This is a genomic window from Vibrio caribbeanicus ATCC BAA-2122, assembly GCF_000165125.1.
Lineage (GTDB): Bacteria > Pseudomonadota > Gammaproteobacteria > Enterobacterales > Vibrionaceae > Vibrio > Vibrio caribbeanicus.
In genome coordinates this window covers 106625-132428 of the sequence record NZ_AEIU01000059.1, presented here as the reverse complement: position 1 = coordinate 132428, position 25804 = coordinate 106625, and the positions used below count along the sequence as shown (strand labels likewise).

The 25804-nt window shown below is 41.9% G+C and carries 15 protein-coding genes and 1 pseudogene; 9 read left to right on the top strand and 7 right to left on the bottom strand.

Annotated elements, in window-relative coordinates; all coding sequences use genetic code 11:
* Nucleotides 1-27: 27 nt before the first annotated feature.
* Complete coding sequence (gene purU / locus RH40_RS06285) at nucleotides 28-861, bottom strand: formyltetrahydrofolate deformylase (protein WP_009600581.1); 834 nt, start codon at nucleotides 859-861, stop codon at nucleotides 28-30.
* Between the two features lie 569 nt (nucleotides 862-1430).
* On the opposite strand from purU, the gene yoaA reads away from it, so the two are divergent.
* The 7 genes from yoaA (at nucleotide 1431) to rnd (ending at nucleotide 8831) form a co-directional block, all read left to right on the top strand.
* Complete coding sequence (gene yoaA / locus RH40_RS06280; protein WP_009600580.1) at nucleotides 1431-3341, top strand: DNA repair helicase YoaA; 1911 nt, start codon at nucleotides 1431-1433, stop codon at nucleotides 3339-3341.
* Between the two features lie 23 nt (nucleotides 3342-3364).
* Nucleotides 3365-4066 (top strand): tRNA (adenosine(37)-N6)-threonylcarbamoyltransferase complex dimerization subunit type 1 TsaB, encoded by a 702-nt coding sequence (gene tsaB / locus RH40_RS06275; RefSeq protein ID WP_009600579.1) that lies wholly within the window; start codon nucleotides 3365-3367, stop codon nucleotides 4064-4066.
* Between the two features lie 25 nt (nucleotides 4067-4091).
* Nucleotides 4092-4394: a hypothetical protein gene (locus tag RH40_RS06270; RefSeq protein WP_009600578.1), complete on the top strand. Its 303-nt coding sequence runs from the start codon at nucleotides 4092-4094 to the stop codon at nucleotides 4392-4394.
* 19 nt (nucleotides 4395-4413) lie between these two features.
* Complete coding sequence (locus RH40_RS06265) at nucleotides 4414-4968, top strand: Slp family lipoprotein (protein ID WP_009600577.1); 555 nt, start codon at nucleotides 4414-4416, stop codon at nucleotides 4966-4968.
* Complete coding sequence (locus RH40_RS06260; protein ID WP_009600576.1) at nucleotides 4968-5822, top strand: alpha/beta fold hydrolase; 855 nt, start codon at nucleotides 4968-4970, stop codon at nucleotides 5820-5822. Before RH40_RS06265 ends, RH40_RS06260 begins: the two co-directional genes overlap by 1 nt.
* A 109-nt stretch (nucleotides 5823-5931) precedes the next feature.
* The gene (gene fadD, locus RH40_RS06255; protein WP_009600575.1) at nucleotides 5932-7635 is read left to right on the top strand and encodes a long-chain-fatty-acid--CoA ligase FadD; all 1704 of its coding nucleotides are present in this window, start codon (nucleotides 5932-5934) and stop codon (nucleotides 7633-7635) included.
* Nucleotides 7636-7715: 80 nt separating this feature from the next.
* Complete coding sequence (gene rnd, locus RH40_RS06250) at nucleotides 7716-8831, top strand: ribonuclease D (RefSeq protein WP_039954345.1); 1116 nt, start codon at nucleotides 7716-7718, stop codon at nucleotides 8829-8831.
* Between the two features lie 38 nt (nucleotides 8832-8869).
* On the opposite strand, the gene RH40_RS06245 is transcribed toward rnd, so the two are convergent.
* Nucleotides 8870-10429: a SulP family inorganic anion transporter gene (locus RH40_RS06245; RefSeq protein WP_009600573.1), complete on the bottom strand. Its 1560-nt coding sequence runs from the start codon at nucleotides 10427-10429 to the stop codon at nucleotides 8870-8872.
* A gap of 384 nt (nucleotides 10430-10813) precedes the next feature.
* Complete coding sequence (gene rne, locus RH40_RS06240) at nucleotides 10814-13807, bottom strand: ribonuclease E (protein ID WP_009600572.1); 2994 nt, start codon at nucleotides 13805-13807, stop codon at nucleotides 10814-10816.
* A gap of 565 nt (nucleotides 13808-14372) precedes the next feature.
* On the opposite strand from rne, the gene rluC reads away from it, so the two are divergent.
* Nucleotides 14373-15320 carry a 23S rRNA pseudouridine(955/2504/2580) synthase RluC gene (gene rluC / locus RH40_RS06235; protein ID WP_009600571.1) on the top strand — a complete coding sequence of 316 codons (948 nt, stop codon included), beginning with the start codon at nucleotides 14373-14375 and terminating at the stop codon, nucleotides 15318-15320.
* Nucleotides 15321-15527: 207 nt separating this feature from the next.
* A complete protein-coding gene (locus tag RH40_RS06230) occupies nucleotides 15528-17237 on the top strand; it encodes an Integrin alpha beta-propellor repeat protein (protein ID WP_009600570.1) in 1710 nt (569 codons plus the stop codon).
* 200 nt (nucleotides 17238-17437) lie between these two features.
* Here the strand turns inward: RH40_RS06230 and RH40_RS06225 are convergent, their stop codons facing one another.
* The 4 genes and pseudogenes from RH40_RS06225 to RH40_RS06210 all read right to left on the bottom strand — a co-directional run bounded on the left by RH40_RS06225 (nucleotide 17438) and on the right by RH40_RS06210 (nucleotide 25403).
* On the bottom strand, nucleotides 17438-19837 hold the full coding sequence (locus RH40_RS06225) for a hypothetical protein (protein ID WP_009600569.1): 2400 nt from the start codon (nucleotides 19835-19837) through the stop codon (nucleotides 17438-17440).
* 116 nt (nucleotides 19838-19953) lie between these two features.
* Nucleotides 19954-21192, bottom strand: coding sequence for an alpha-xenorhabdolysin family binary toxin subunit A (locus RH40_RS06220; RefSeq protein ID WP_039954370.1), 1239 nt, complete (start codon nucleotides 21190-21192; stop codon nucleotides 19954-19956).
* An 887-nt stretch (nucleotides 21193-22079) separates the two neighbouring features.
* A pseudogene (locus tag RH40_RS06215) lies at nucleotides 22080-24246 on the bottom strand (S9 family peptidase).
* A 242-nt stretch (nucleotides 24247-24488) separates the two neighbouring features.
* Entirely contained in the window at nucleotides 24489-25403 is a 915-nt protein-coding gene (locus RH40_RS06210; RefSeq protein ID WP_009600567.1) for a GlxA family transcriptional regulator, read from the bottom strand.
* Nucleotides 25404-25804: the final 401 nt, after the last annotated feature.

Genomic DNA, 25804 nt, shown 5'->3' with positions numbered 1-25804 from the left:
AGAGCCTCTTAATAGAGGCTCTTTCTATTATAGAAGTACTGTTTTATTACCATACACAAACACGTGGTCGTTTAGGACCAAGTTAAGTGCTTTACTTAAAACATTTTTTTCCACGTCTCGCCCTGCTTGCGCCATGTCTAGAGCACTAAAATTATGGTCAACGGGAATAACATCTTGCTTAATGATTGGTCCTTCATCCAAGTCATCGGTAACAAAGTGCGCCGTTGCACCGATAATTTTCACTCCTCGCTCGTAGGCCTGTTGGTATGGCTTGGCACCAATAAATGCGGGAAGGAAACTGTGATGAATGTTGATGATTTTATGGTGATACTTTTCGACAAATGAAGGGGTAAGCACACGCATATATTTAGCTAATACTAGGTAGTCGGCTTGATATTGTTCAATTACCTTCATTACCTCTGTCTCATGCTCTTCGCGATTTAGGCCTTGATGAGATACATGGTGGTAAGGAATATCAAACTTTTCTGTTAGTCCTTTTAACGTATCATAATTACCAACCACAGCAGCAATATCGACATTGAGCGTCCCATCGTAAGCTTTCATGAGAATATCCCCAAGACAATGGGCCTCTTTGGTAACGAGGACAACGATGCGTTTGCGGCTAGAGCTAACTAATTGACGTTTTGCTCCATCTGGCAATGCTTGATCTAAGTCAGCGATCAAGGTTTGATCATTAAAATAGCCATTGAGCTCAGTACGCATAAAAAAATGCCCGCTGGTATTATCAACAAATTCATTATTATGAACAATGTTGAGTTGGTGCTTGTAACAAATATTGGTGATTTTTGAAATCAGGCCCGGTTCATCTTTACAGTGGGTTAAAAGTATTTTCGTTTCCATCGTTTTTGTGTATCCATAATTCGGTTGTCTAAGCTACGGCCTTTAATACCCCGAGGATTTTGACATCGCTCTGAATCCTGCATTTTGAAGTCACTTGGGTATACATTCATCTTTTATCCAAGATAAAAAATACAATAAAACTAATCCTGTGAGTGTTTCAACTATTAATCTCAGTTAACCGATTGCTTGAGTCGATTTGGGCAATATATACCCAAGTAACCTCAAGATGCTAGATTCAGCGAGAATGACTGGCTGACAGGCAAGGCAACGATTTGAAAATCTAGTCATCTAAATTGAAAATCGGTAACGACGCATGTAAAGCAAGACAACTCGCCCTTTGGGAGCGTGCCATAGCGCCGATTTCATCGTCAAATAACTTGGTAAGAGTCGACTATTTCGCTGCGTTATTTTTCTTGAACTCAACACTGTGTGTGACATCGCTCTGAATACTGCATTTTGAAGTCACTTGGGTATAAAGCAAAAATAACGTTTGGTGAGCAAAATCTAATTCGCACCGTGCTTCGAAAACTGCGATAATTCCTGTCCAGAATTTATTGAAATAGTTTTGAATGATTGTAAAAACATTTTCTCCTGAAGGTGCTTTGAGTAAAGCTATTCCAGGCTTTCAGCCAAGACAGGCACAAATTGATATGGCTGAGGCGGTGGAATGTGCAATTACTGAACAGAGTCAACTTGTTATTGAAGCTGGTACAGGAACGGGCAAAACCTTTGCCTACTTAGTTCCCGCTTTATTAAGTGGTAAAAAGACCGTTATCAGCACAGGCTCAAAAAACTTACAGGAACAACTCTTTCATCGCGATCTTCCTTTGATGGTAGATGCCTTGGGTTTTTTTGGACAGGTTGCATTACTCAAAGGGCGGTCTAACTATCTGTGCTTGGACCGTTTAAGTCGACAAATGGTTGAGAGCCATGAACAGAGTGCAGATACAACTCTTTTAAGTCAGCTAGTTAAGGTTCGTTCTTGGGCATCGGAGACAAAAAGTGGAGATTTAGGAGAATGTGAAGCGATCGCCGAGGATAGCCCCGTTATCCCTACGATTACGTCAACAAACGACAATTGTTTAGGGAAAGAGTGCCCGAGCTATGAAGAGTGCTTTGTTTTAAAAGCGCGTAAGAGAGCCCTTGATTCAGATGTGGTCGTTGTGAATCATCACTTATTTTTAGCTGATTTAGCGATCAAAGAAACTGGGTTTGGGGAACTCATCCCAGAAGCAGAAGTTTTTATCTTTGATGAAGCCCATCAAATGCCAGATATTGCCAGCCATTACTTCGGTCAGTCCTTGTCGAGTCGTCAAATTCAGGAATTGTGTAAAGATATTGATATTGCCTATCGCACAGAAGCAAAAGACATGCGGCAATTACAAAAAGCAGGTGATAAGTTGCTTCAGACAGCAATGGATTTGCGCATTGTTCTTGGTGACACCGGATTTCGCGGCAATTGGCGGGAGGCAATTGTTTCTCCCTCTATTTCAAGAGAACTGATGCGATTAAATGATGCTCTTGATTTTGTTATCGAAGTACTCAAACTTGCGATTGGAAGAAGTCAGTTGCTTGACAGTGCTTATGAGCGCGCCAATACGGTCAAAAGTCGCTTAGATAGAGTGTGTGATGTGTCAATTACTGGGTACTCTTATTGGTATGACACAACACCGCGCCATTTTAGTTTGCATATTACTCCACTGACTGTGGCTGATAAATTTTGCGAACAAATGGAACTTAACCCGGGAGCCTGGATTTTTACATCAGCGACCTTGGCTGTTAATGATGACTTCGCACATTTCACTTCTCGACTGGGATTAAAGCCCCAAAGGATGTTTTCTTTACCTAGTCCATTTGATTACCAAAAGCAGGCTCGTCTCTGTGTACCTCGTTACCTACCTGAGCCAAATAGTCCGGGAATGGCAAACAAATTGGTAACTTTACTAAGCCCGCTGATTGAGAAAAATCAGGGGCGATGCTTTTTCCTCTGCACTTCTCATTCTATGATGAAAGAACTGGTTGATCGCTTTCGCCAGTCGTTAAGCGTCCCGGTTCTGATGCAAGGAGAAACGAGTAAGCAAAGAACATTGGCTGAATTTATGGAATTAGGTAACGCTCTCCTGGTAGCCACCGGTGCATTCTGGGAAGGCATTGATGTTAGGGGGGATACTCTAAGCTGTGTTATTATCGACAAGTTGCCCTTTACGGCTCCCGACGACCCACTACTTAAAGCTCGGATCGAGGACTGTCAGATCCGCGGTGGCGATCCTTTTGCCCAAGTGCAACTTCCAGAAGCGGTAATTACCCTCAAGCAGGGGGTTGGAAGATTGATTCGTGATAAAAACGATAGTGGGGCACTAATCATTTGTGATAATCGACTTGTCACTCGAGATTATGGTGGTGTATTTTTAGCGAGTCTACCACCTATCCCTCGTACACGAGACCTGAATATTGTCCAAGATTTCCTTGAACAGAAGTAAATATATAAAAATTAGAGACGTTAATGACTGTAAAAATTCTAGCTTTGGATACGGCAACCGAAAATTGCTCTGTTGCTCTTCTTACTGATGATGGTATTTACTTTCGCAGTGAAGTTGCTCCTAGGGACCATACCAAAAAAATACTTCCTATGGTTGACGACGTTTTGAAAGAGGCAGGGCTTTCCTTGAATGACCTTGATGCGCTTGCATTTGGTCGTGGTCCAGGAAGTTTTACAGGTGTGAGAATTGGCATAGGTATTGCTCAAGGTTTAGCATTCGGTGCCGATCTCCCTATGATAGGCATTTCAACACTGGAAGCCATGGCTCAAGGTGTTTATCGTAAGCACGGTGAGAGTGCGGTCGCTACAGCCATCGATGCGCGTATGAGTGAAATTTACTGGGGGCGCTTCCTCCGTCAAGAAGATGGCAGTTGGTTAGCACAAGATGCGGAGTGCGTCATTTCTCCGGCTTTGGTGGTTGAAAAAAGTATAGATGATGAAAACACCTGGTTTACGGCTGGAACCGGATGGGAAGCATACAGTGATTTGTTAACTCAATTACCTTTCCGCCGTGAGATAAGTTCTATTGTGTACCCTGACGCTCAAGATATAGTGTCACTTGCAAAAATAGAATTGCTTAAAGGCAATACGGTTTCTGTTGAAGAGGCGAGCCCGGTCTATCTACGTGACAAAGTGACATGGAAAAAGCTGCCTGGTAGAGAGTAATTTATCATAGGACATAGCGGATAGAATGACATCAATTAATGGATTACCTCCCTCGATTGGGAGCCTAAATCAGGCAAAGAAGACCAATAAGAAAAATGCGGTAAAAAAGCCACAGACTGCAGCGCCGGCTACTAAGCCGAGTAAGGTTGCCAATGCTGTTGCACATTCTATTCGCTCAATATCTGATGCCGATTACTCTAACGCTCAGTTACAATATGATTTGCCTCAAGGTCGTAGTAGAAAAGCTATGGAAGAGTATATGGATATCATGAATCATGCTAAGCGAGAGGAACTTTCAATGACTTTAGGAGTCGATATCTATATCTAGTTTATGGACCTTGACTACTATGATGAAAGCTTGCCTCAAAGTGCCCCTATTGCTGTTCAGCATTGTTGCGATTTCAGCCTGCACCTCTTTACCTAAACAACTGGATTCAACCAATCCAGAACTAGTGACTGATTACGCTTTATGGAAAGCAGCCCCAGAGAAAAATAATGAGCTTAGATTGGGCGGGGTGATCGCTAAGGTGACAAATCTCAAAAGTAGCACGAGAGTTGAAGTGGTAAACTTAATCAGTGACTTTACCGGCAAGCCTGATCTCAATAAAGAGCCGACTGGACGCTTTGTCGTATATCTTGATGGTTTTGTTGACCCGGTAGCATTAACTGAAGGGCGTCTGATTACTGTACTGGGAAGCAGTAACGGAACTGAGGTTGGAGAGGTGGGTGAATTCAGTTATACCTTTCCTACTATGACGGCAACGGCTTATCACCTTTGGCGAGTAGAGCAGCGAGTTATTATGGATGACTTTGGGCGTAGCATCTATCCATGTGTTGGTCTTTATTGCGCATATCATCGAGTTGGCCCATCTCAAGGACGAGTTATAAAAGAAGTACAATAATGGAACAAAATCATTACTACCCTATTGAGAGTGGTCGTATTGCCACGATCGAATACGGTGATAAGCAAACGGCCGATTTGTCGGTCGTTTTTTTGCATGGTTGGTTGGATAATGCTGCTAGTTTTTCCTCGGTAATGGAAGCTCTGCATCAAAAATGCCCTCAAATTCATTTGTGTGCCATTGACCTACCCGGTCACGGTCTGTCTGAGCATAAGTCTGGAAGTAACTTCTATCAATTTCTGGACTATATTGACGATGTGAATCAAGTCTTAGCTCATATATCGCCCAGTCGATTGGTTATTGTTGGTCACTCGCTTGGCGCTCTTATTGCTGGCTGCTATAGTGCTGCTTTTCCAGAGAAGGTGACAGCGCTCATACAAATAGAGGGCCTTAAGCCTATTTCAGAAGATGAAAGTAATGTTGTTACGAGGTTGAGAGAGGGCATTCTAAGTCGGCAAAGGGTACGTAATAAAAAGGCTCGTACTCTACAATCGGAGCAGGATGCCATCGCGCTGAGGGCACAAATCAACAATATACGAGAGGACCTTATTGCACCTATTGTGCGACGCAGCCTTCATTTAACTGAAATGAGCCTTGCTTGGAGATATGATAGCAAGTTGCAAGCTCAGTCTTTGTATCGAATGTCTGCCGATCAAGCGGATGCATTTCAGGCTCATATTCAATGTCCTCACTTACTTATCTTGGGGGAGAATGGTTATTCGACGCTTAAAGTGCACTCTTTTGATCCACTTACGTTTCCTACCGTTGAAACAGTAGTAGGAGGACACCACTGTCACCTCGAGTCACATATTAGAGTAACTGAACTAATTTTTGGGTTACTTAACAGAATTTAAACAAGTGCTTTTGTGTTTCGTGCTCATACACATGGGCTGTGATGTAATAGAGAATAATAGAAGATCGGGCGTCTAAAGTCGTCGCTTACCAGTTTCAAGGAGTTTTACCGTGGATAAACCTTGGTTATCGCGTTATCCAGAAGATGTGCCGGAGCACATTGATCCCGAGCAGTACCCTTCTTTGGTCGAAATGTTCGAACAATCGGTACAAAAATATGCTGACCAGCCCGCATATACCAATATGGGCACGGTAATGACCTTCCGTAAGCTAGAAGAACGCAGTCGTGCGTTTGCTGCCTACTTGCAAAACGAGTTGAAATTAAAGAAGGGTGATCGTGTTGCTTTGATGATGCCCAACTTACTCCAATATCCTGTCGCATTGTTTGGTGTATTGAGAGCGGGCCTGATTGCAGTAAATGTTAATCCACTATACACGCCCCGAGAACTGGAGCATCAGCTTAATGATTCGGGCGCCAAAGCAATTGTCATTGTCTCAAATTTTGCTAATACGCTTGAGCAAGTAGTAGGGAACACGGCAGTTAAGCACGTAGTATTGACTAGTCTCGGACAAATGTTACCCAGAGCAAAAGGGACGTTGGTCGATTTTGTCGTCAAATATGTTAAAGGAATGGTACCTAAATATAACCTACCGGGTGCCATCTCCATGCGTAAGACATTGATTAGTGGACGTCGCCTTCAGTATGTGAAACCGTTTATGACTGGTGAAGATATTGCATTTTTACAATACACTGGTGGCACAACTGGTGTAGCGAAAGGCGCGATTTTGACCCATAGCAATATGATTGCGAATGTCATGCAAGCCAAAGTGATGATTGGTCCAGTGTTGCAAGAAGGCCGTGAATCCATTGTCACAGCACTACCTCTCTACCATGTATTTGCCTTGACAGTAAACTGTCTGCTTTTCGTTGAAATGGGGGGACAAAACTTATTGATTACTAACCCTCGTGATATCCCTAATTTTGTCAAAGAGCTAAAGAGCTTCCCCTTTACTGCACTAACCGGTGTAAACACATTGTTTAATGCTCTGGTAAATAATGAAGATTTTCAGGAGCTTGATTTCAGTAAGTTAAAAGCAGCCATAGGCGGAGGGATGGCCGTTCAGCGCGCTGTCGCAGAAAAATGGCATAAGATTACGGGGTCGCATTTACTCGAAGGCTACGGCCTCACAGAATGTTCACCGCTCGTAACTGTTAACCCTTATGATCTCGAGGAATATAATGGTGCGATTGGCTTACCTGTGCCGTCTACAGAAGTGAGAATAGTGGACGATGAAGGGCATCCTCTACCAACGACTGAAGTCGGAGAGCTTCAAGTGAAAGGCCCGCAAGTCATGCAAGGGTATTGGCAACGACCTGAAGCGACGAAAGAAGTCATTAATCCGGATGGTTGGTTATCTACAGGTGATATCGTCAAGTTTGATCAAGATGGTCTGATCCACATCGTTGACCGCAAAAAAGATATGATATTAGTCTCAGGTTTCAATGTTTATCCGAATGAAATTGAAGATGTTGCGGCACTCCATAATAAGGTGCTAGAGGTTGCTGCTATTGGTCAGCCAAATGAAGCGTCGGGTGAAATCGTAAAGATCTATGTGGTTAAGCAAGATTCGAGCTTGACTAAGGAAGAACTGATCGCTCATTGTCGTGAACATCTAACAGGTTATAAAGTGCCCAAATTGGTCGAGTTTAGGGATGAACTACCTAAAACTAATGTCGGTAAGATATTACGACGCGTGCTACGTGAAGAGAATGACGCTAAACTTTCTCATGCCACCGAGCCACAAGCGAGTTAAACAGTTTGTGGAAAATAGTGATAGAATGCCGACAGTTGTCGGCATTTTTTATCCGACCTAGTTAATAAAGCGAGAAATCAGTGAATTATCAGATTATAAGTGACTCAGCGCAATTAAATAATGTCTGCCTAAGTGCAAGAAATAGCGATAGTGTCATGTTGGATACCGAGTTTGTTCGCACCAGAACTTATCACCCCCAGCTTGGTCTTATCCAGCTTTATGATGGACAAAACCTATCATTAATTGATCCAAAGGTGATTGATGATATGTCGCCATTCATTGATTTATTAAAAGACCCTTCGGTGCTCAAGGTGTTACATGCTTGTGGTGAAGATTTGGAAGTTTTTCACAACAGCTTTGGTTGTTTACCTCACCCTATGGTTGATACTCAGTTGATGGCTGCTTTTCTCGGCCATGGCCTATCGACGGGATTTGCTGCTCTTGTTGAGCAATATTTAGAGGTGGAACTGGATAAAAGTGAATCTCGCACCGATTGGCTTGCTAGACCTCTGACACAGAAACAACTCGACTATGCAGCGGCTGATGTATTCTATTTAAAGCCTTTATTTTCTCTTTTGCTGGAAAAAATAGAGCAGGTTGGTTGGTGGAAAGCTGCGCAACAAGAGAGTGAGCTACTGGCGGTAAAGCGAATCAAGACAATTGAGCCCGACTTAGCTTATCTAGATATAAAAGGTGCTTGGCAGCTTAAACCCAAAGAACTCGCTATTCTAAAGCCTCTTGCTGCATGGCGTCTTAAAGAGGCAGTGAAACGCGATTTAGCGTTAAATTTTATTTTCAAAGAGAGTGACTTACTTACTCTGGTAGAGTCTTCACTGTTTAGCATTGGAGCCATGGAGCAGGCTGGTCTTGATAAACGCTCAATACAACGTCATGGCGCGCGTATTCTCTCCATTGTTAAGTCGGCTAAAATGCTACCTGTTGATCAATATCCTGATAAAATTACGCGTCTTATGGATCAGCCAGGTTATAAGCAGCGATTTAGTCTCTTAAAAGATGAGGTAAAAAAAGCGTCTAAAAAAACTGGCTTAGCCACTGAGTTTTTAGCTTCAAAAAAGCAACTAAATCAATTTATTAGCTGGGTATGGAATCACAAGCGTGATGAAGGCAAACGACCAGACGTTATGCAAGGTTGGCGTTTAGATGTGCTCGGACGAGCTTTAGAGAAAAAACTATAAGCAGTAAAAAAGGCTTCCCTTGGGAAGCCTTTTTTATCTTATCCAGCTAGTACGTCTGTCGCGACCTTATAGCTTGGGTCTTCTTTTACATTAATTTCAATCAAGCTTCCGGCTTTATCAAGAAGCGCACGGCAGTCAGGACTTAGATGGCGAAGGTGTAATGTTTTACCAACGGTCGAGTATCGCTCTGCAAGTGTTTCAATGGCTTCTATGGCTGAGTGGTCAGTGACACGTGAGTCCGCAAAGTCAACAATGACATCTTCTGGGTCTTCTACTGCATTGAAAAGCTCAAGAAAATTAGCGGTTGATCCAAAGAAAATTGGGCCATGAATTTTGTATTCTTTAGAGCCTTCTTGGTTGATGCTTGTGTCTGCGTAGATGTGTTTAGCATGCTGCCATGCAAACATTAAGGCAGAGGCAATGACGCCGACAGCGACAGCGACAGCTAAGTCGGTCAACACCGTAACTACCGTGACAAGCACAATGACAAAGAAATCTTGTTTTGGAACACGTCGAGCCAATTTAAATGTTGCCCACTCAAAGGTACCAATCACAACCATAAACATAACACCAACAAGAGCCGCTAGTGGAATCATTTCGATAAGCGCAGAAGCAAACAAGATAAAGCCGAGTAAAGCGACAGCAGCAACAATGCCAGAGAGACGGCCTCGACCACCCGAGTTAACATTAATCATTGACTGACCGATCATAGCGCAGCCGCCCATTGCCCCAAAGACAGAACACGTCATATTTGCCATACCTTGGCCTACGCACTCACGATTAGATTGACCGCGAGTATTCGTCATTTCGTCAAGTACTGTTAGAGTGAGTAATGACTCGATAAGTCCGATAGCCGCAAGAATAATCGCGTACGGAAGAATAATTTGCAGAGTTTCGAAAGTCAGCGGGACTTGAGGTATTGAAAATGTTGGCAGTGAACCCGCTAATGTTGCCGCTTCATCGCCTGACATAGAGCGTAAGAAATCAACAACAGTACGAGTATCAAGATCAAGGCCTACAACCAGTGCAGTAACAGAAACAATTGCAACTAAGGATGAAGGTACTGCAGTGGTTAACTTAGGTAAGAAGTGGATTATTGCCATTGTTAGAGCAACGAGTCCCAACATAAGTAACATTTGGTCTTGCGGTAGCCAAGTCAACATACCATTTATATCTGGTGCTTTAAATTGCCCCAATTGTGCGAGGAATATAACGATTGCCAGTCCGTTAACGAAACCTATCATGACAGGGTGTGGAACGATACGAATAAACTTACCAAGCTTAAATAGGCCGGCAGCAACTTGAAAAATGCCTGCCAGTAATATTGCCGCGAATAAATATTGAACCCCGTGTAATGCGACCAAAGAAACCATGACAACAGCCATAGCACCAGTGGCACCAGAAATCATTCCTGGCCGACCACCGAATATCGATGTTATAAGACCAACAATAAAAGCGGCGTATAAGCCGACCATAGGATCAACACCCGCGACAAAGGCGAAAGCGACGGCTTCTGGAACCAGTGCAAGGGCGACAGTTAGGCCAGACAACACATCGTTTTTCACCGAGTGTTTAGAAAATTGAGGAAATTCAAACATAGTTGCTCAGTTTGGCTGATAGTTTATGAGTATCTTGAATTAGGTCTAGTCGATCATTGGTAACAATGCATGAAAAAGTGGCTAGATCATTCAAAAAAAGGGTGCGCGGATCGTACCTAAAAGTGTGATTAAGTTCAATAATGGTGCGAAGATTGATTAATATTTGTGACAAATAATCACTAAATAACCATATTTGTCAGTAATATCTGGGGTTTGTTGAACTTTTTGGTTGAATGTTGTTCGAGTCCAGATGATGCCCAGTGATCTCAAGAGCGTCAAACTCAAGAAAAATATGTTTCTGAGTGGTCGAATTTTCAAAGCTAATAAAAAAGGCATAGTGTATCGACACTATGCCTCTTGCTTAAATAAAGCTCTGTGGTTTATTTAATATTGTGGTTTCGCCATCCCTGCGCCAGCTTGATTACTTGCTACTTGACTACCTGCACCTCGTGGTTGGTAGCGGTCAGCCTTAAGTGGCGCAACAGCAACACTAATCTCTCGAACATCAGTATTGCCCGGTGCTTTAGCTGTCGGTGCTGATGCATAGCCTTTGAAATTAGATGGCAGAACAATCTCAGATTCTTCTACTGCAGCTGTTGGTATTTCTACTGCTTGTGAAGAGGTTTGTTGTGATTCTGTTTCCTCTGTCACCTCAGGTAAATCCAAAGTTTCGACATTAGATTCTGTTGCTAAAATAACACTTGTCTCATTGAATGCCTTAATATCCTCAACGGTTTGCTGAGGCGTGCTTACTTCATCCTGCTCAGCAACGGACGGATTGTCACTAAGAAGAACTATTTTACCCATGGCTAGTTCTGGGCATGCCACACCTGTTGCTACTAATTCGGGAGAATTTACAGTATGTGCTGAATTCGCCGAAATATTAGTATCTGTTGGTACTTTTTCATCCATTTCAACTTTATGCTCTGGCTTTTTCAAACCGTAGCTTGGCATTACCTTACCCATTGCCATTTCAGGCGATGCAACGCCACCTTTTCTTAGTCTAAATGGATTAGGGCGGCGATCTCGACCCCGACGACGACGCTGTCCGCTTGCACGCAGATGTCTGGGAGAACGACGATTTCTGCGTTGCTTAGATTGCTCTTGTGCTTCTGGCTCGACGGAATCTGATGTATTCTGCTCAGCATCGATAGATTTTGCCTCGGTAACTTGTACTTTGGTTTCTTCTTCTACTTGGCTTGCTGTCTCTTGTTGCTTTACTCGCACCTGTTTAGACATTTTACGTCGCTGGCGACGCTCTTTTACCTTAGCCGCTTTTTCCTCAACGTGGTCTTTACGCGCACTTTTATCTACTTTTTGAGCTTCTTCGGCTAGCTTCAAGCCATCCTCAACAACCTTGTTAGACTTGACATCGTCGCGCTTGTTGCGTCTTTCCTGCTTTGGCTTGCGGTTTTGCTGCTTGCGCTCATTCTGCTTTTCTTGGCTATCATTTTTCGCTGCTTTGCGTCTGGCATCGTCACGATTGTCACGATTGTCACGATTGTCACGATTGTCACGATTGTCACGATTGTTACGGCGACGGTTATCATTGCGGTTGCGGCGATTACGATTATTACGTTGGCCTTCTTTCCGCTCTTTTTGTTGAGAGTCTTGTTTGTTTTTCTTTTCATCAGAGCCAAACAGGAATCCACCCAGTGCTTTTAAGAAGCGACCAATCAACCCAGGCTTTTGCTCCTGTTGAAGAGCTTTCTGAGCTGCCTTTTGGGTTCCTTTTGCCGGTTTGTTTGTAGGAGAAGGTGCTGATTGATTCGGTGCAGCGAAGCCTTTTAGCGCAGGCTCTTCTATCTTACGAGGCTTAGCTTCGATCTCTGATGGTTCTTTGCTCTCTGCTTCTTTTAATGCTTCGATTTTGTTAGGCAATAGGTATGAAAGAAGATCAAACTCTTCACCCTCTCTCACGCGAATCACGTCAAAGTGCGGCGTCTCCATATCCGAATTTGGAACAACAGTAATTTTAACTTCTTGAATACGTTCGATATGATTAACAGAACGACGTTTTTCATTAAGAAGGTAGGAGGCAATGGGGACAGGAACCACAGCAAGAACTTGAGCCGTGTTATCTTTTAGTGCTTCTTCCTCGATCAAACGAAGAACAGAAAGCGCAAGTGATTCATTGTCACGAACAACCCCCGTACCTGTACAACGTGGACAGATGTGATGGCTAGCTTCTGCAAGTGAAGGACTTAGACGTTGACGAGACATCTCAAGCAGTCCGAAGCGAGAAATTCGGCCAATTTGAACTCTTGCCCTGTCCAAGCGAACAGAATCACGGAGGCGGTTCTCGACTTCACGTTGATGGCGCACTGGTGTCATATCAATGAAGTCAATGACAACAAGACCGCCTAAATCTCTTAGGCGTAGCTGACGGGCAATCTCTTCCGCTGCTTCGAGGTTGGTGTTAAGTGCGGTCTCTTCGATGTCACCACCCTTAGTAGCACGGGCAGAGTTGATATCGATCGATGTGAGAGCTTCTGTTGGATCAATGACGATCGAGCCACCTGAAGGCAAGCGCACTTCACGCTGGAAAGCAGACTCTATCTGGCTTTCAATTTGATATTTACTGAACAGTGGCACTTCACCATCGTGTTTGTGCACTCGACTTTCAAAGTCTGGGCGTACTAGGCGAATATGGTTTAAGGCACGCTCATGAATGGTGGTACTATCGATGATTATTTCACCGATATCACGACGTAGGTAATCACGAATCGCTCTAACGATAACGTTACTTTCCTGATGGATTAGGAAGGGAGCCGTGTTAGAGTCTGAAGCCTGTTTGATTGCACCCCAGTGGTTAAGTAAAACATTTAAATCCCACTCAAGCTCCTCTGCACTTTTGCCAACACCAGCGGTACGAACGATAAGTCCCATTTCTTGGGGAAGTTCAAGTGTATTTAATGCAGCCTTAAGTTGGGTGCGCTCATCACCCTCGATACGACGAGAGATACCACCAGCTCTTGGGTTGTTGGGCATCAATACAAGGTAGCTACCTGCCAGTGAAATGAAAGTGGTAAGTGCGGCACCTTTGCTGCCTCGTTCCTCTTTCTCAACCTGTACAATAACCTCTTGTCCTTCGGTCAAGACCTCTTTGATACTCGGTCGGCCTTGGTAGGTGTAACCTTCGGGGAAATATTCCTTTGCAATTTCTTTAAGTGGGAGAAAACCGTGTCTTAATGCACCATAGTCAACAAATGCTGCTTCTAGGCTTGGCTCGATGCGAGTGATACGTCCTTTGTAGATATTTGCTTTCTTAGATTCATGGCCCGGGCTTTCGATATCTAAATCATATAAGCGCTGACCGTCAACCAAAGCAACACGCAACTCTTCTTTTTGAGTTGCGTTGATTAACATTCTTTTCATTAATAAGTCTCATTGTCATTCTATATTTTTTTGCCATTTTTTCGCTCTCATGGTGCCAGATCCCATGGCTTTACTGGTGCAGCCTCCCGGCTGGAGGGATGCTCTGGGGCACTTCAGTCTCACAAACCATTCTCGTCTGGCTTGTGAGCCGCTCTTTTGCGGTAAACACTCAACATGATTCGCGATGAGTAGTGTGGCAATGTGCTTTTTTGAAAAAATGTCTTACGCCGTGTGCTGCATTAATTAAAAAAACGAACTACTCAATTTATTGCTTCTGTGTGAATTGGTTTGTATAAAATGCTACCAAAAACACCCATTGCAGGTGTGAACTATAGCAGTACCCACTAAACTCAGCAATCTGCTTTATAGTAAAACGTAATAAAAGTCCGTATCTCTTCACATAAGTAACTGTTTTAAAATTATTATTTGTATGCTTTTTGTCCAGTCTTTTGGATTGGTCAAAAATAGGATAAAATTTGATTTTCAATCATTTCTTACCCCATGTTTTCCATTTTGTTACTAAGAAAGTGTGAATTTCCGCGGTTTTAGGTGTTAGAATAACTCAATGAGTGAGATTAGAACAAAAGTCCAATTTGTCGATATTGACGACGATATGGCCGGTCAGCGCATCGATAACTTTCTGCGCAACCAGTTGAAAGCAGTACCAAAAAGCATGGTGTACCGTATCCTGCGTAAAGGTGAGGTTCGAGTCAACAAAAAACGCGTTAAAGCAGAATATAAGCTACAGGCGGGGGATATAGTACGTGTACCGCCAGTGACACTTAGTGAAAAAGAAGACAACGTAGCGCTAAGTACTAAGTTAAATAAAGTGGCTGAACTCGAAGAGATGATTATTTTCGAGGACGATCACCTGCTCGTTCTCAATAAACCATCTGGTACAGCAGTTCATGGGGGCAGTGGACTCAAATTTGGGGCGATCGAAGCTTTGCGAGCTCTGCGCCCTCAAGCGCGTTTCCTAGAACTAGTACACCGTATTGATAGAGACACATCAGGAATTTTATTGGTTGCGAAAAAGCGCTCCGCACTGCGTCATCTTCAAGCACAGTTTCGAGAGAAAACAGTCAAAAAGTATTACTATGCACTGGTAATGGGTGAATGGAAAAGCCAATGCAAAGTTGTCAATGCACCACTACTTAAAAATGAAGTGAATAGTATTGTCAGAGTTAATCCAAACGGAAAAGCATCAGAAACTCGCTTCAAAATATTGGAAAAATTCGCTAACGCCACCTTAATTCAAGCCAGTCCCATTACTGGTCGTACTCACCAAATAAGGGTACACACCCAATATACTGGGCATCCAATCGCGTGGGACGATAGATATGGTGATCGCCGTTTTGATGCTTATACGGGCAAAGCTGGTCTTGACCGTTTATTTCTTCATGCTGCAAACATCCAGTTCGTTCATCCTGGTAGTGACAACATGATAGAGCTCAGTGCACCAATGGGCGAAAAACTTGAAAAAGTTCTCGGTTTGCTTAGAGATATGAGCTGACGTGTTATCTGACCAATGAAAGAGGGCAAAATGACTATTATTTGCCTTCTTTTCCCTGCTAAGTCGGTGCTAGACATAAATCAAATCACCAAGCAATGCCCATAAATAGCATAAAAATGCTGCTCAATTCTTTGTTTATAGGTCTATCAGGAACTATTATGTGAAGTGGTAGGTTCATCGTAACAATGACGAAGTGTGTTTGGGGCAATGACAAACTTAAGTGTACAATCTGTTCCGTTATGGCTGTTTTTTTTGCTGCTGGCTTTGGCGGGATGTGGTGATGAGATTACGAAATCGAATGATCGCGAAAACGCTACGCAACCAGGTGCCCCTAGACCCGAGCCATCGGCTCCAGCGCCATCGGCTCCAGTGCTAGCTCCAGCAGTTCCTGTGCCAGTCCCACTAGCTCCTTTGGTACCAAAGCTGAGGCCAGTGACTTTTTTGAATTTTGAGTTTGAGTCATACGGGACTTTAAGATTGAGATGGGAGAAAGAGCCTAACGCATCTAGGTATGAACTGTGTTATGAAACACAGAAAAAAGAGTATTGTCCACACACCACATTAAATAATGCGTTAAACCGTGAAATTAGCATGACTTTTAAGGCAATTGGCGCTCTGAAATTTCATGACTACGACTTTTACATTAAAGCATTCAACGGGTCTGGTAACGTAACAAAATCTGCCGATCAAAAGTTAATGAATTACCCCCAAGTGCTCAATCGAATGATAGGTTATTTGAAAGGTGATGTTATAAAATCTAAAGTTCGTTTTGGAACTGAAGTTCTCTTTGGCCCTAAAACATCTGATCTGTTCGTCATAGGTCAAGATCGTTTATCTAGTTTTAAAAAAGACAGCAATGATATCTGGCGTATCTCATCTTTTAGCAGCAGGGTGGCACAACCGATAGCAAATTTTAGCAAAAATGTTAACTTCAAGAGTGGAACAAAAAAAGTGTCACGTTTAGCCATTTCTCCTAATGGAAAAGTCATCGCTGTATTGGCTGATAAAAACATAGTGGCTTTTTATCAGAAAAATTCAAAGAGCGGTGAGTGGGATTTACTTTTCACCGAGAATAAGTTGTCTGAAATTACGAGCTTTTCTCTATCGAGAGATGGTAGGCATGCTCTAATTGGTACCAGTAAAGGGGCTTACTTCGTGCCAATTCCCCAAAGCTCTAAAAACACAACAATTACAGTACAGTTCAATGATATTTCCGGTTTTGTTTATGATGTTGCTTTTATAAGGGGTGGGTTTGCCATTATACACTCCGACAAGGGCAAGATTAAATTGAGTCTGCTCGTAAGACCTAAAGACCGTCCGTTTGAAATCCCCAATCAAAAATTAGAAAACTACACTGGTGATGCGTCTCTTGATGTATCTGGAGATGGTAAGACTTTAGTCATTGGGTTGCCCGACTTTGATCAAAAGAAAGGGTTAGTTCTGGTGTACAAAGGCTCTAACATTTTTGGTTTAAAAAACTCTTCTCCAATCGAATTGACACCGGTTACTAGAGGCACTCAAAGCATGTTTGGTTACAGTGTTGCTATGAACGGCGATGGAAGTAGAATACTCGTAGGGGCACCCGATGAAAAATCTGATCACACTGGTATATACCCCGACGGGGGAAATGCTATTACTTCTGCTGTTCATATATTGGATAGTTCGGGAGCGGCTTACTTATTCGAGGAAGAGAATAGCGGTTATAAGCAGGCTGACTTTATAAAGTCACCTTCACCGAGAAGTAAAGAGCATTTCGGATACTCAGTCACTATGGATGCAAACGGTGAATTCATTGCGGTAGGGGCGCCCGGTGAATCGATTGGTGCCGTTGGCTTCAATCAGTTGAGTCTTGATGAACGCAAGAACTCACAAACTTCTAGCAACTCAAGTGAAGTTGGTGCAGTATTTTTATATTAAAAATCGTCATTTTTAATCTATTCACAGCTATTGCGAGTAGGTCCCCAAACGACTTATTGTGTTTTGTCACTTAGATATTGCCATCTAGTATTCCCCCAAGTGTTCCAATAAATTAAAAAAGGCACCCAAGTTGGGGCGCCAGTATTCGTTACTTCTGAACCTAATATTTTGAGGTTACATCGGGATATCTCGTTTCGCACTTATCGGTTGGCACATGCTGCACTGTTGGGTATCGCATTGCCCTCAAATTCAACCCTAAGGCGCTCTACATATTTTAGATAGTCATTATTTGAGGTCTTGAAGTTTTTGACTTTGACGCTCCAATCAGAGAAGGGCGTTGGCTCAAAATACTTTAGCCCGTATTGCTCAGCTAATTTACCATCAAGTACCACGCTAGTTGTATTATATGTTGGGTCATCAAGAGAATAGATAAAAGAGCGCTGCATCGGTTCTGCACTGAAGTTGAACTTATTTCGACCATGTCTATCTTGATAACTGCCGCTGTTTGCGATTTGCAGATTAAATCTTTTTCCTTGAGGCAGTTGTTTACCTTCAAGATAGATTCGGATTGAATCGAGCCTCACCCGATCAAATGAGCAAAATTGCGCTTGTTCTAATGGAATGTGAAAATTAAACTCTCCCTTAGTCGCCAAGGTGTTGATTTGCTCCCTGTCATCTATGATGATATCAGCCACCTTGAAGGGCTGGGGCCCGGGGCGAAACTTATTTAGCGCATCATTATAATCACTTGCAATGGTGGCTAAGTCTTCTCGATATTCGTAATAAGGTTTATTCAAGCTTGGTTTAACGCGGCTGTTGGAACTTAAAGACCAATAGTTGTAGGCGGCAACATAGTTTGACAATGCTACAAACATCGGACGTTTAAAGTGAACAGACATTCGATATAGTTCTTGTTCCATAAGTTGCTGTGCGTTTTCATCTTTACCAGCTTCATCAATGTAGCCGTTTAGTCTCTCGCTTTGTCTAATCGTCACCTTTCTGGTTAAAATTAGGTCAACCAACTCTGCTTGTTTTTGAATCAAGTTTAATTGAGCAGCATTAATTGCTTTACCGAGTAAAATTTGCTTCTCAAGCTCGATCAGATACTCGCGAGCGCCTTTGATTTCTTTCTCGTGGGCGTAGCGAAGGTTACTTTTTACCTCTATTAGCATTTTATCCCATGCTAAGTTACTCTCGCTTAATGATGGGGTGTTGAACTTAAATTCTTCGACTTTCTTAAAGAGTTTATTAAGCTTTGATGCGGTTTTAATCTCACCACCTAAATTATTTATACCATCAACCGTCTTCGATACTTTCTCTATCACATCTGTGATGTTCTTGATATTGGTCACTAAGTTTTTCGCACGATCAAGAGCTTCTGGTACTTCTTTGGTGAGCTGTTCTTGTAAGTCATTTGCAGCAGACAAGTTGCCAGTAAAGACACCGCTGATCGCGCCACCAAGTTCAATTAGGGCCTTAAAAACAGCAAGCCCTGCTTTGACTTTTTGGTCCCTTTGCCACTTGTCGACACCAGTGCGATATTTGGTACCTGCACTCAACGCAATTAACTCCTGAGCGTTGTATTGAGCCTTAATATCTCTAATACCGGCAAGCAGTTTGGTGATATTTTGTTCAGATTGTTCGATTATGATGTTTTGTGTTTTTAACACATCTTTAATATTATCTCCGGCGAGGCGTGCATTTTGAATTTTGTCCTGAATGCTATTGTGTGTCTGCATTACACGTTCACGTTTCTCCTCAAACGCCATCATGGTATCGAGGTAAGCGGCGAATTTGTTTTGATAAAGTGAACGGTCTAAATAGGGGACAAAATTGTTTTTACGACTACTTTGTTGTGCGAAACTTTGGAATGCTAGGGTCTGTAGGTATAAATCCTCAAGAACAGGGTCGTTTGCTACGGTATTCCCTGATTTTCGCATGCTTTCCTCAAGCCAGTTTAACATTTTAAGACTAGTTTCCGGTTCTTGATCATAGATGCTTGCCGCCATATCAAAAGAGCGGTTGATAACACCTGAAAAAGAGTCTTTACCTAGCTGCAAGCTTGAGGCGTAGTTTTTGGTTAGGTCTACTTTTCGGTAGTTTTTTCCTGCAAGGAGAATACTGGTACCTGAAGTATTCTTTAGGTCTACACGTTCATATTTTATGTTGCCATCAGCCTGATGAGCCGAGACGCTAAATGGCGTTTCTATATCTTGGGCAATGATAGTGATTGAAGATACTGCACCTTCCTTTCCCAATACAATATTGGGACTGCCTCGCCCAATAATTTTTCGAGCAAAAATGATGATATTTTGATTATTAACCAGCAGGTTAAAGTTTTGAGAGATTTCAATCGTGTCGGCAAATATATGTACCGTGTTTGGTTTTGTTCGGTAGAGATCTTGTTCTTCAATCCAATTATTTAAATTTACATGCAGTGCAGAGACTGTACGGGTTACCTGATCCTGTTTGGAGTCTACGGTATCAAGACGTTCAGGATACGATAGGTAATGAGGTAAATGATTACTCTCAAGCCATTCAGAGGCAAAAGAGGTGTGAGAGGCAGACATCACAACGGCTAAGGCAATGAGTTTTTTCATTTTTTCTTTTCCTTTTTGACCCAGCAAAATTTTAGGTAGCCTTTCCCGCACCCTCTTATTTATAGAGGGTGAGGAAAGAACTGGTGGGGATTAAACGATTCGGTTAGGTCGCTAATTTATAGCGCTTCACCTTCTTGAACTTGTTGATAGGCGTTTTCAGCAAAACGTTTTGCTTTTCGACTGATTTCAGACCAATTGCTCTCAATTGTGGCAGTATTGGCAAGGGTATGAGCTGCACCTAGGAAGGAATCGGATTGTAAAATACTTCCTTCTCCTGATGCGTTTTTCAAAGCCAGAATTAGAGAGTCAAATTCGGTATTGATCTTTTGCCAATGAAGCTTAAGGTTATTGACGTGGGGGAGAGCCTCGTTCAGCTTGGCATGAATTTGGTCGATACTTTTCGCAGAGGCATCATATGATGCGTAGATTTTTTCGCGTGTTGATAGTTTCTGACTTAATACTTCGACTTCCTCTAAAATGCGATTGCGTTTGTAGCGAACGTCTTCAGCATATTTACCAAAAGCCCCCATTACAGGCAGAGAGAACATAGGAGCCCAAACGTAAACGACGGCTGACGCTGAGACAGCGACATAATGGTCATATTCTGCATTTAATTTAGTGATTTCATCATTTAATGTTGTGAGTTTTTCTTTAAGTGCGCTTCCATCATTTTCAAGCTCTTGACCATGAGTATCCAAAAGAACTTGGAGCTGTTGGCGTTGCTCTTCCATTTGCGTCGCGTATTCGAGTAAGTCACTGTGCGCTTTAGCTGCTTGATTTTGATACTGTTCTGAAAAACTTTTCAGTGTACTTAAATACACTATTGCCAGCTGTCTCGCTTTCTCAAGCTCCTTTTGAGATTCGTCATCAGTTGAAAATGCTTTGTTTATGATGATATTTAAATTGTCAGTAAGTGGTTGGGTAAAACGCTCTCGAATATTATTGTAGTTACCCAAGCTAAGTGCCAGTGATACAATGTCTGGGTAGAGTGCTGTGTCCCAATGCCTTGCACTAGATTTGATGTCTTTGTATTGGTCCAAGACTGCTTCGAAACGTGAGAACTCAACCTCATCGGAATGAATTTTAAAAAGTGAGCGCATCGCAGCTTCTGTTGTCGGGAGCTTTAAAGCACTCTCTACATAAGCTTTGATTTGCTGCCATTCCTTTCTTTCTAGCAAAAATTCGTCAGAGTCTGTATCAATAAATACACCATCATCAGCGGTTATTGCTTTTACACTTATTTTTTCGATTGTTGTATTTATTTGTTTCGAAGGGCCATTGCTAAATAATGTCGCATTTACACCTGTGGATATTAAACTTAAGCATATACTAGATAATAAGAATGTTTTTTTCATTGTCTGTCCTTTTTTGATAATAAGCATCCCCACCACTTTAGTGGCATTTTTTTATTTTTTATGGAATGCGGTATTTTTGTTTTTAATTAATGTTGTGTTTGTTTTCTATGTTTATCCCCCTCTGTTTTTTGATAAACCTATATTAAATGAATGTTTTAATTTGAGGTGAATGTCACGTAAATGCGATCTTTTTGGTTAACATTTGATCCGATTTACTTTTTGTTAATATATCTGTCATTAACATTATCTCTTTAAATATATGAAAAAAATGGGATTTATATATTTTTTTCGTGGTTGTTTTTAATGTTTTTTTTATTAATTTTTATATCTTTAATTTCTATTTTTTAATCATGGTTTGATTTTTAAAATTAAATTATTTCGTGAACCGGTGTCACATTAAAATATTTCTATTTGTTTTATTTTTATGGATTATTAAATATGAGATTTTTGAAGTTACAATTTAATAGATATTACCTATTTGTGTAATAGGCAATATCTAATAAATATTTAAAAGTAATGATTACAGATTAAATATTGATATTTTTAATATTATCTTTGAGGTAGGCTTGGTTTATATCCAAGTGGCTTAAAGACGGGGTATAGAGCACTATTACAGTGCTGCACATAAGAAACATAGTGCGATAAAATGGCTGGCTTTTAGCAAGTTGTTTAGCTATCAAAGCGGCACAGTAACAGCTCCTGCTAAAACGTTACCTTGAGGTTATTTTCGGTGGGTTGCTACTAGATTCTCTTTTAAAAGATACGATGATATGCGACCAAACGAGAGAGGTGAACCTGTTACGAGTTTTTCATTTGAGCTCGTGCTTGCCTTTTGAAATAAAAAAGCCCGTTAGAAACGGGCCTGATAAGAGTATGCGCAGCAGTAATCAGTCGCTTTCTAATAAATCTAAAAAGAAACTGTATTCTAATGCTTCTTCTCTTAGATGTTTAAAACGACCGGATGCACCGCCATGGCCAGCCTCCATATCGGTTTTGAATAGCAGTGCGTGTTTGTCCGTTTTTAATTCTCGTAACTTAGCCACCCATTTCATTGGTTCGAAGTATTGTACTTGTGAATCATGAAGCCCTGTAGTGACTAATAGGTTGGGGTATTCCTTTTGCTCAATATTATCGTAAGGAGAATAGCTCTTCATATAGTCGTAAAAAAACTTTCTCTGCGGGATTGCCCCACTCATCAAATTCGTTGGTTGTTAGCGGAATTGATTCGTCAAGCATGGTAGTCACTGCATCAACGAAAGGTACATGTGCGGCAACACCACGATAGAGTTCAGGAGCTTGGTTGATAACTGCGCCCATTAGTAGACCTCCCGCTGAACCGCCAACAGCGAAGACTTTATCTTTGGAGCCATAACCTTGCTCGGTTAGTGCGCGTGTAACATCAATAAAGTCATTAAATGTGTTTTGTTTAGTCAGCTTCTTGCCATCTTCATACCAAGGTCTTCCTAACATCTCTGAGCCTCTGATATGGGCTATTGCAAAGACAAAACCACGGTCCAAAAGAGTAAGGCGATCAGAGCTGAAGGTTGGTTTTATCGTATGTCCGTAAGAACCGTAGCCATATTGATAAATTGGATTGGTTCCATCTTTTTTAAACATATCTTTGCGGTAGACGAGAGAAACGGGTACCTGCTTTCCATCACGAGCTTGGACCATAATTCGCTCTGATTGATAATTATCAGCATTAAAGTTGCCAAGTACCGGTGTTTGTTTGAGCAGCGTGCTTTGACCATTGCTTAAATCAAAGTCATAGAAAGTACCTGGTGTGGTTAAACTGCTGTAGTAGATTCTGACGTTGGGATTATCCAATTCCTCATTTCCACTAAGGTAAGCAGCGAATGAGGTATCATTGAATTTAAGAGGTGTTTCTTTACCAGAAGATAACTCGCGAATAGTAATTGTACTTAGGCCATCTCTACGTTGTTCGTACACTAGGTGATTGTTAAATAGATCAAAGTCTACCAGTTGGGTGCCTTTGTTCGGAGCAACAACATCTTGCCATTGGCCTCGTTCTAGAACATTTTCACTGTGCACTTTCATAAGACGGAAATTAACCGCCTGATAGTTAGTATAGATATAGTACCAGTCATTAAGTTTAGCGATACTGTACTCAACTCCTTTTTCTAGTGGGTAGAAGGGGTGAGCCATAGCATTTGGGTTGTTTGCATCAAGTATAGATAAACCGCTGGTTTCCGTGCTTGAGTGGTAAATATAAATGATAGACTCATCTTTACTTTTACCGAGCCCTGTATAGAAGGAGGTATCTGTTTCTTCGTAGATCAACTGGTCAGTTTGCTGAGCTGTGCCTAAAACGTGGCGGTAGACTTGGTATCCCAGTAGGGTTTGTGGATTTTTTTTGATGTAATAAAAAGCTTTATTATCATTTTGCCAAACAATATCGTTGGATGCACCTTCAATGGTATCTTTGAGGTATTGTCCTGTTGTCAGGTCTTTGACTTTGATCGTGTAAACGCGTCGACTAAGAGTATCTTCACTGTAGGCAATCAGTTTATCATTTGGGCTTATTGCCCAATCACCCATTGAGAAAAATTCGTGACCTTTAGCAAGCTTATTTACGTCGAGGATGATTTGCTTATCTGAGCCTGCAAAGTCCGAAGCACGCATATAAATGCGATATTCTTGATCACCTTTGACTTCGCTTGAATAGTAAAACTGGCCCTTACGAACGGGTACGGAGCTATCATCTTTCGCGACGCGACCTTTAAGTTCTTGGAATAAAGCTTCTTGCATATCTTCCGTGTGCTGAAGAACAGAGGCTACATACTGATTTTCTTGCTCAAGGTGAGCAAGGATCTCTGGATCAGTGCGAGAATCATCGCGCATCCAATAATAGTTATCGACCCTTGTGTCACCGTGCGTCGTAATTTGGTAAGGTTCTTTTTTCGCAACAGGGGCCTGAATTTTTTGAGCAATAATCTCAGATTTAGAGGGATTAACCACGGTATAAACTCCTTGATTGGTGCACCCTGTTAGGAGCGCTACCGAAACGGTAAGTGTAGTGAAACTGACACGCATCTATTCTTCCTTAAAATGACAACTAAATTTCTACCAGTGCTGTGACTATCCAAACGTTTTGGAATATAAATCATTTACAATAAAATCAACAGTTTAGTATATTAAGTTAGCAGGTTCGATGCGTTTGATCAAATTCAACGATTTAAGATTGGAACCCAGATGAAATACTGTAAATCTGCATCAATGAGTTACCTAATTATAAGATTACATAAACTTCTTTCCATAGCCTAAAGCGCAAGTGTCTAGGCAAATCTTGCTCGAAAAGCTGATGGACTCAACCCCATAATTTTTTGAAAGACTTTGCGAAAGCTATTGGCATTTTCGTAACCAACCATTTGCGTAATGGTTTCCACGCTGTGTGAGCTACTTTCGAGTAGCTCACACGCTTTTTGAATCCGTACTCGCTGGATATATTGAGTCGGTTTATATCCCGTAATTTGAAGAAATTGCCTAAGAAACGTACGTTCACTCATGAAGGCCATCTGAGCTAACTCTCTAATATTTAGGGACGACTGATAACTTATTTGGATATGGTGCTGCACTTTTATTATCGAGTGATTCCCATGGTCGAATGGCGGGTTAAAGCTCTGATAATAGCGCTGTTCTCGCTTTGCAGTATCGACAATGAGGAATTTACCCACTTGGCGCATGATATGTGGTTTGGTGAATCTTGCAACAATCTCTAGCCCTAAGTCTACCCATGACATCAGCCCGCCAGCAGTAATAATATCTCCATCGTTGATAAGTAGTCGCTCTGTGTCTAAGTTTACGTCGGGGTAGGCTTGGCGAAACGTTTTTTCAAAGTGCCAATGGGTCGTTGCTTGACGGTTTTTGAGCAACCCACTATTGGCAAGAATAAAACTGCCTGCACATGCCGAACATAATAGAGAACCAGCTTCATGTACCCGGGTAAGGTAGGTAGTTAATATCGGCTCAGGTGTGAGATAATAGTCGCCTCCCAGACTAGGTGGAACAATCACAATATGACCACTGGTGTCTTGAGCCGATGTGTCAGAGGGTTTAAGTATGTTGATGGCAAAGAGTTGAGGAGAATCGTTTTGCTCCAGACAATCGTTGGCTAATAAAAACAGTTCCTTTAACCCGTGGACAGCACTCTGCAGTGCATTAGGGTAATCGATGATGACAACACTGAGCATGGCTTAATGCTCTCGATAAGTTAATTTTAGGGTTTCTTCAGCTTATCAAAAGTTCTTCATTCCGTCTCATTGATTTATTTGTTAAAACAACGTGGTACTTTTCAAGTTAAGACAATCTTCCTCACTGACAACGAACTGAATCCTATCTCTTGAAGTCACTTGGTTATACCCAAGTAACCTCAAGATGCTAGGTTCAGCGAGAATGATTTGCTTTACGGGCAAGGCAACGATTTGAAAATCTAGTCATCTAAATTGAAAATCGGTAACGACGTATGTAAAGCAAGACAACTCGCCATTCGGGAGCGTGCAACAGCGCCGATTTCATCGTCAAATAACTTGGTAAGAGCTCACTATTCCGCTGCGTTATTTTCCTTGAACTCAACACTGTGGTATCGCTCTGA

Bases quoted from the DNA above. Each gene is read 5' to 3' on its own strand.
- rluC (WP_009600571.1), top strand. From the start codon at position 14,373: ATGAGTGAGATTAGAACAAAAGTCCAATTTGTCGATATTGACGACGAT.
- purU (WP_009600581.1), bottom strand. From the start codon at position 861: ATGGAAACGAAAATACTTTTAACCCACTGTAAAGATGAACCGGGCCTG.
- rne (WP_009600572.1), bottom strand. From the start codon at position 13,807: ATGAAAAGAATGTTAATCAACGCAACTCAAAAAGAAGAGTTGCGTGTT.
- RH40_RS06210 (WP_009600567.1), bottom strand. From the start codon at position 25,403: ATGCTCAGTGTTGTCATCATCGATTACCCTAATGCACTGCAGAGTGCT.
- RH40_RS06265 (WP_009600577.1), top strand. From the start codon at position 4,414: ATGATGAAAGCTTGCCTCAAAGTGCCCCTATTGCTGTTCAGCATTGTT.
- RH40_RS06260 (WP_009600576.1), top strand. From the start codon at position 4,968: ATGGAACAAAATCATTACTACCCTATTGAGAGTGGTCGTATTGCCACG.
- RH40_RS06220 (WP_039954370.1), bottom strand. From the start codon at position 21,192: ATGAAAAAAACATTCTTATTATCTAGTATATGCTTAAGTTTAATATCC.
- tsaB (WP_009600579.1), top strand. From the start codon at position 3,365: ATGACTGTAAAAATTCTAGCTTTGGATACGGCAACCGAAAATTGCTCT.
- RH40_RS06245 (WP_009600573.1), bottom strand. From the start codon at position 10,429: ATGTTTGAATTTCCTCAATTTTCTAAACACTCGGTGAAAAACGATGTG.
- RH40_RS06225 (WP_009600569.1), bottom strand. From the start codon at position 19,837: ATGAAAAAACTCATTGCCTTAGCCGTTGTGATGTCTGCCTCTCACACC.
- RH40_RS06230 (WP_009600570.1), top strand. From the start codon at position 15,528: ATGACAAACTTAAGTGTACAATCTGTTCCGTTATGGCTGTTTTTTTTG.
- yoaA (WP_009600580.1), top strand. From the start codon at position 1,431: ATGATTGTAAAAACATTTTCTCCTGAAGGTGCTTTGAGTAAAGCTATT.
- RH40_RS06270 (WP_009600578.1), top strand. From the start codon at position 4,092: ATGACATCAATTAATGGATTACCTCCCTCGATTGGGAGCCTAAATCAG.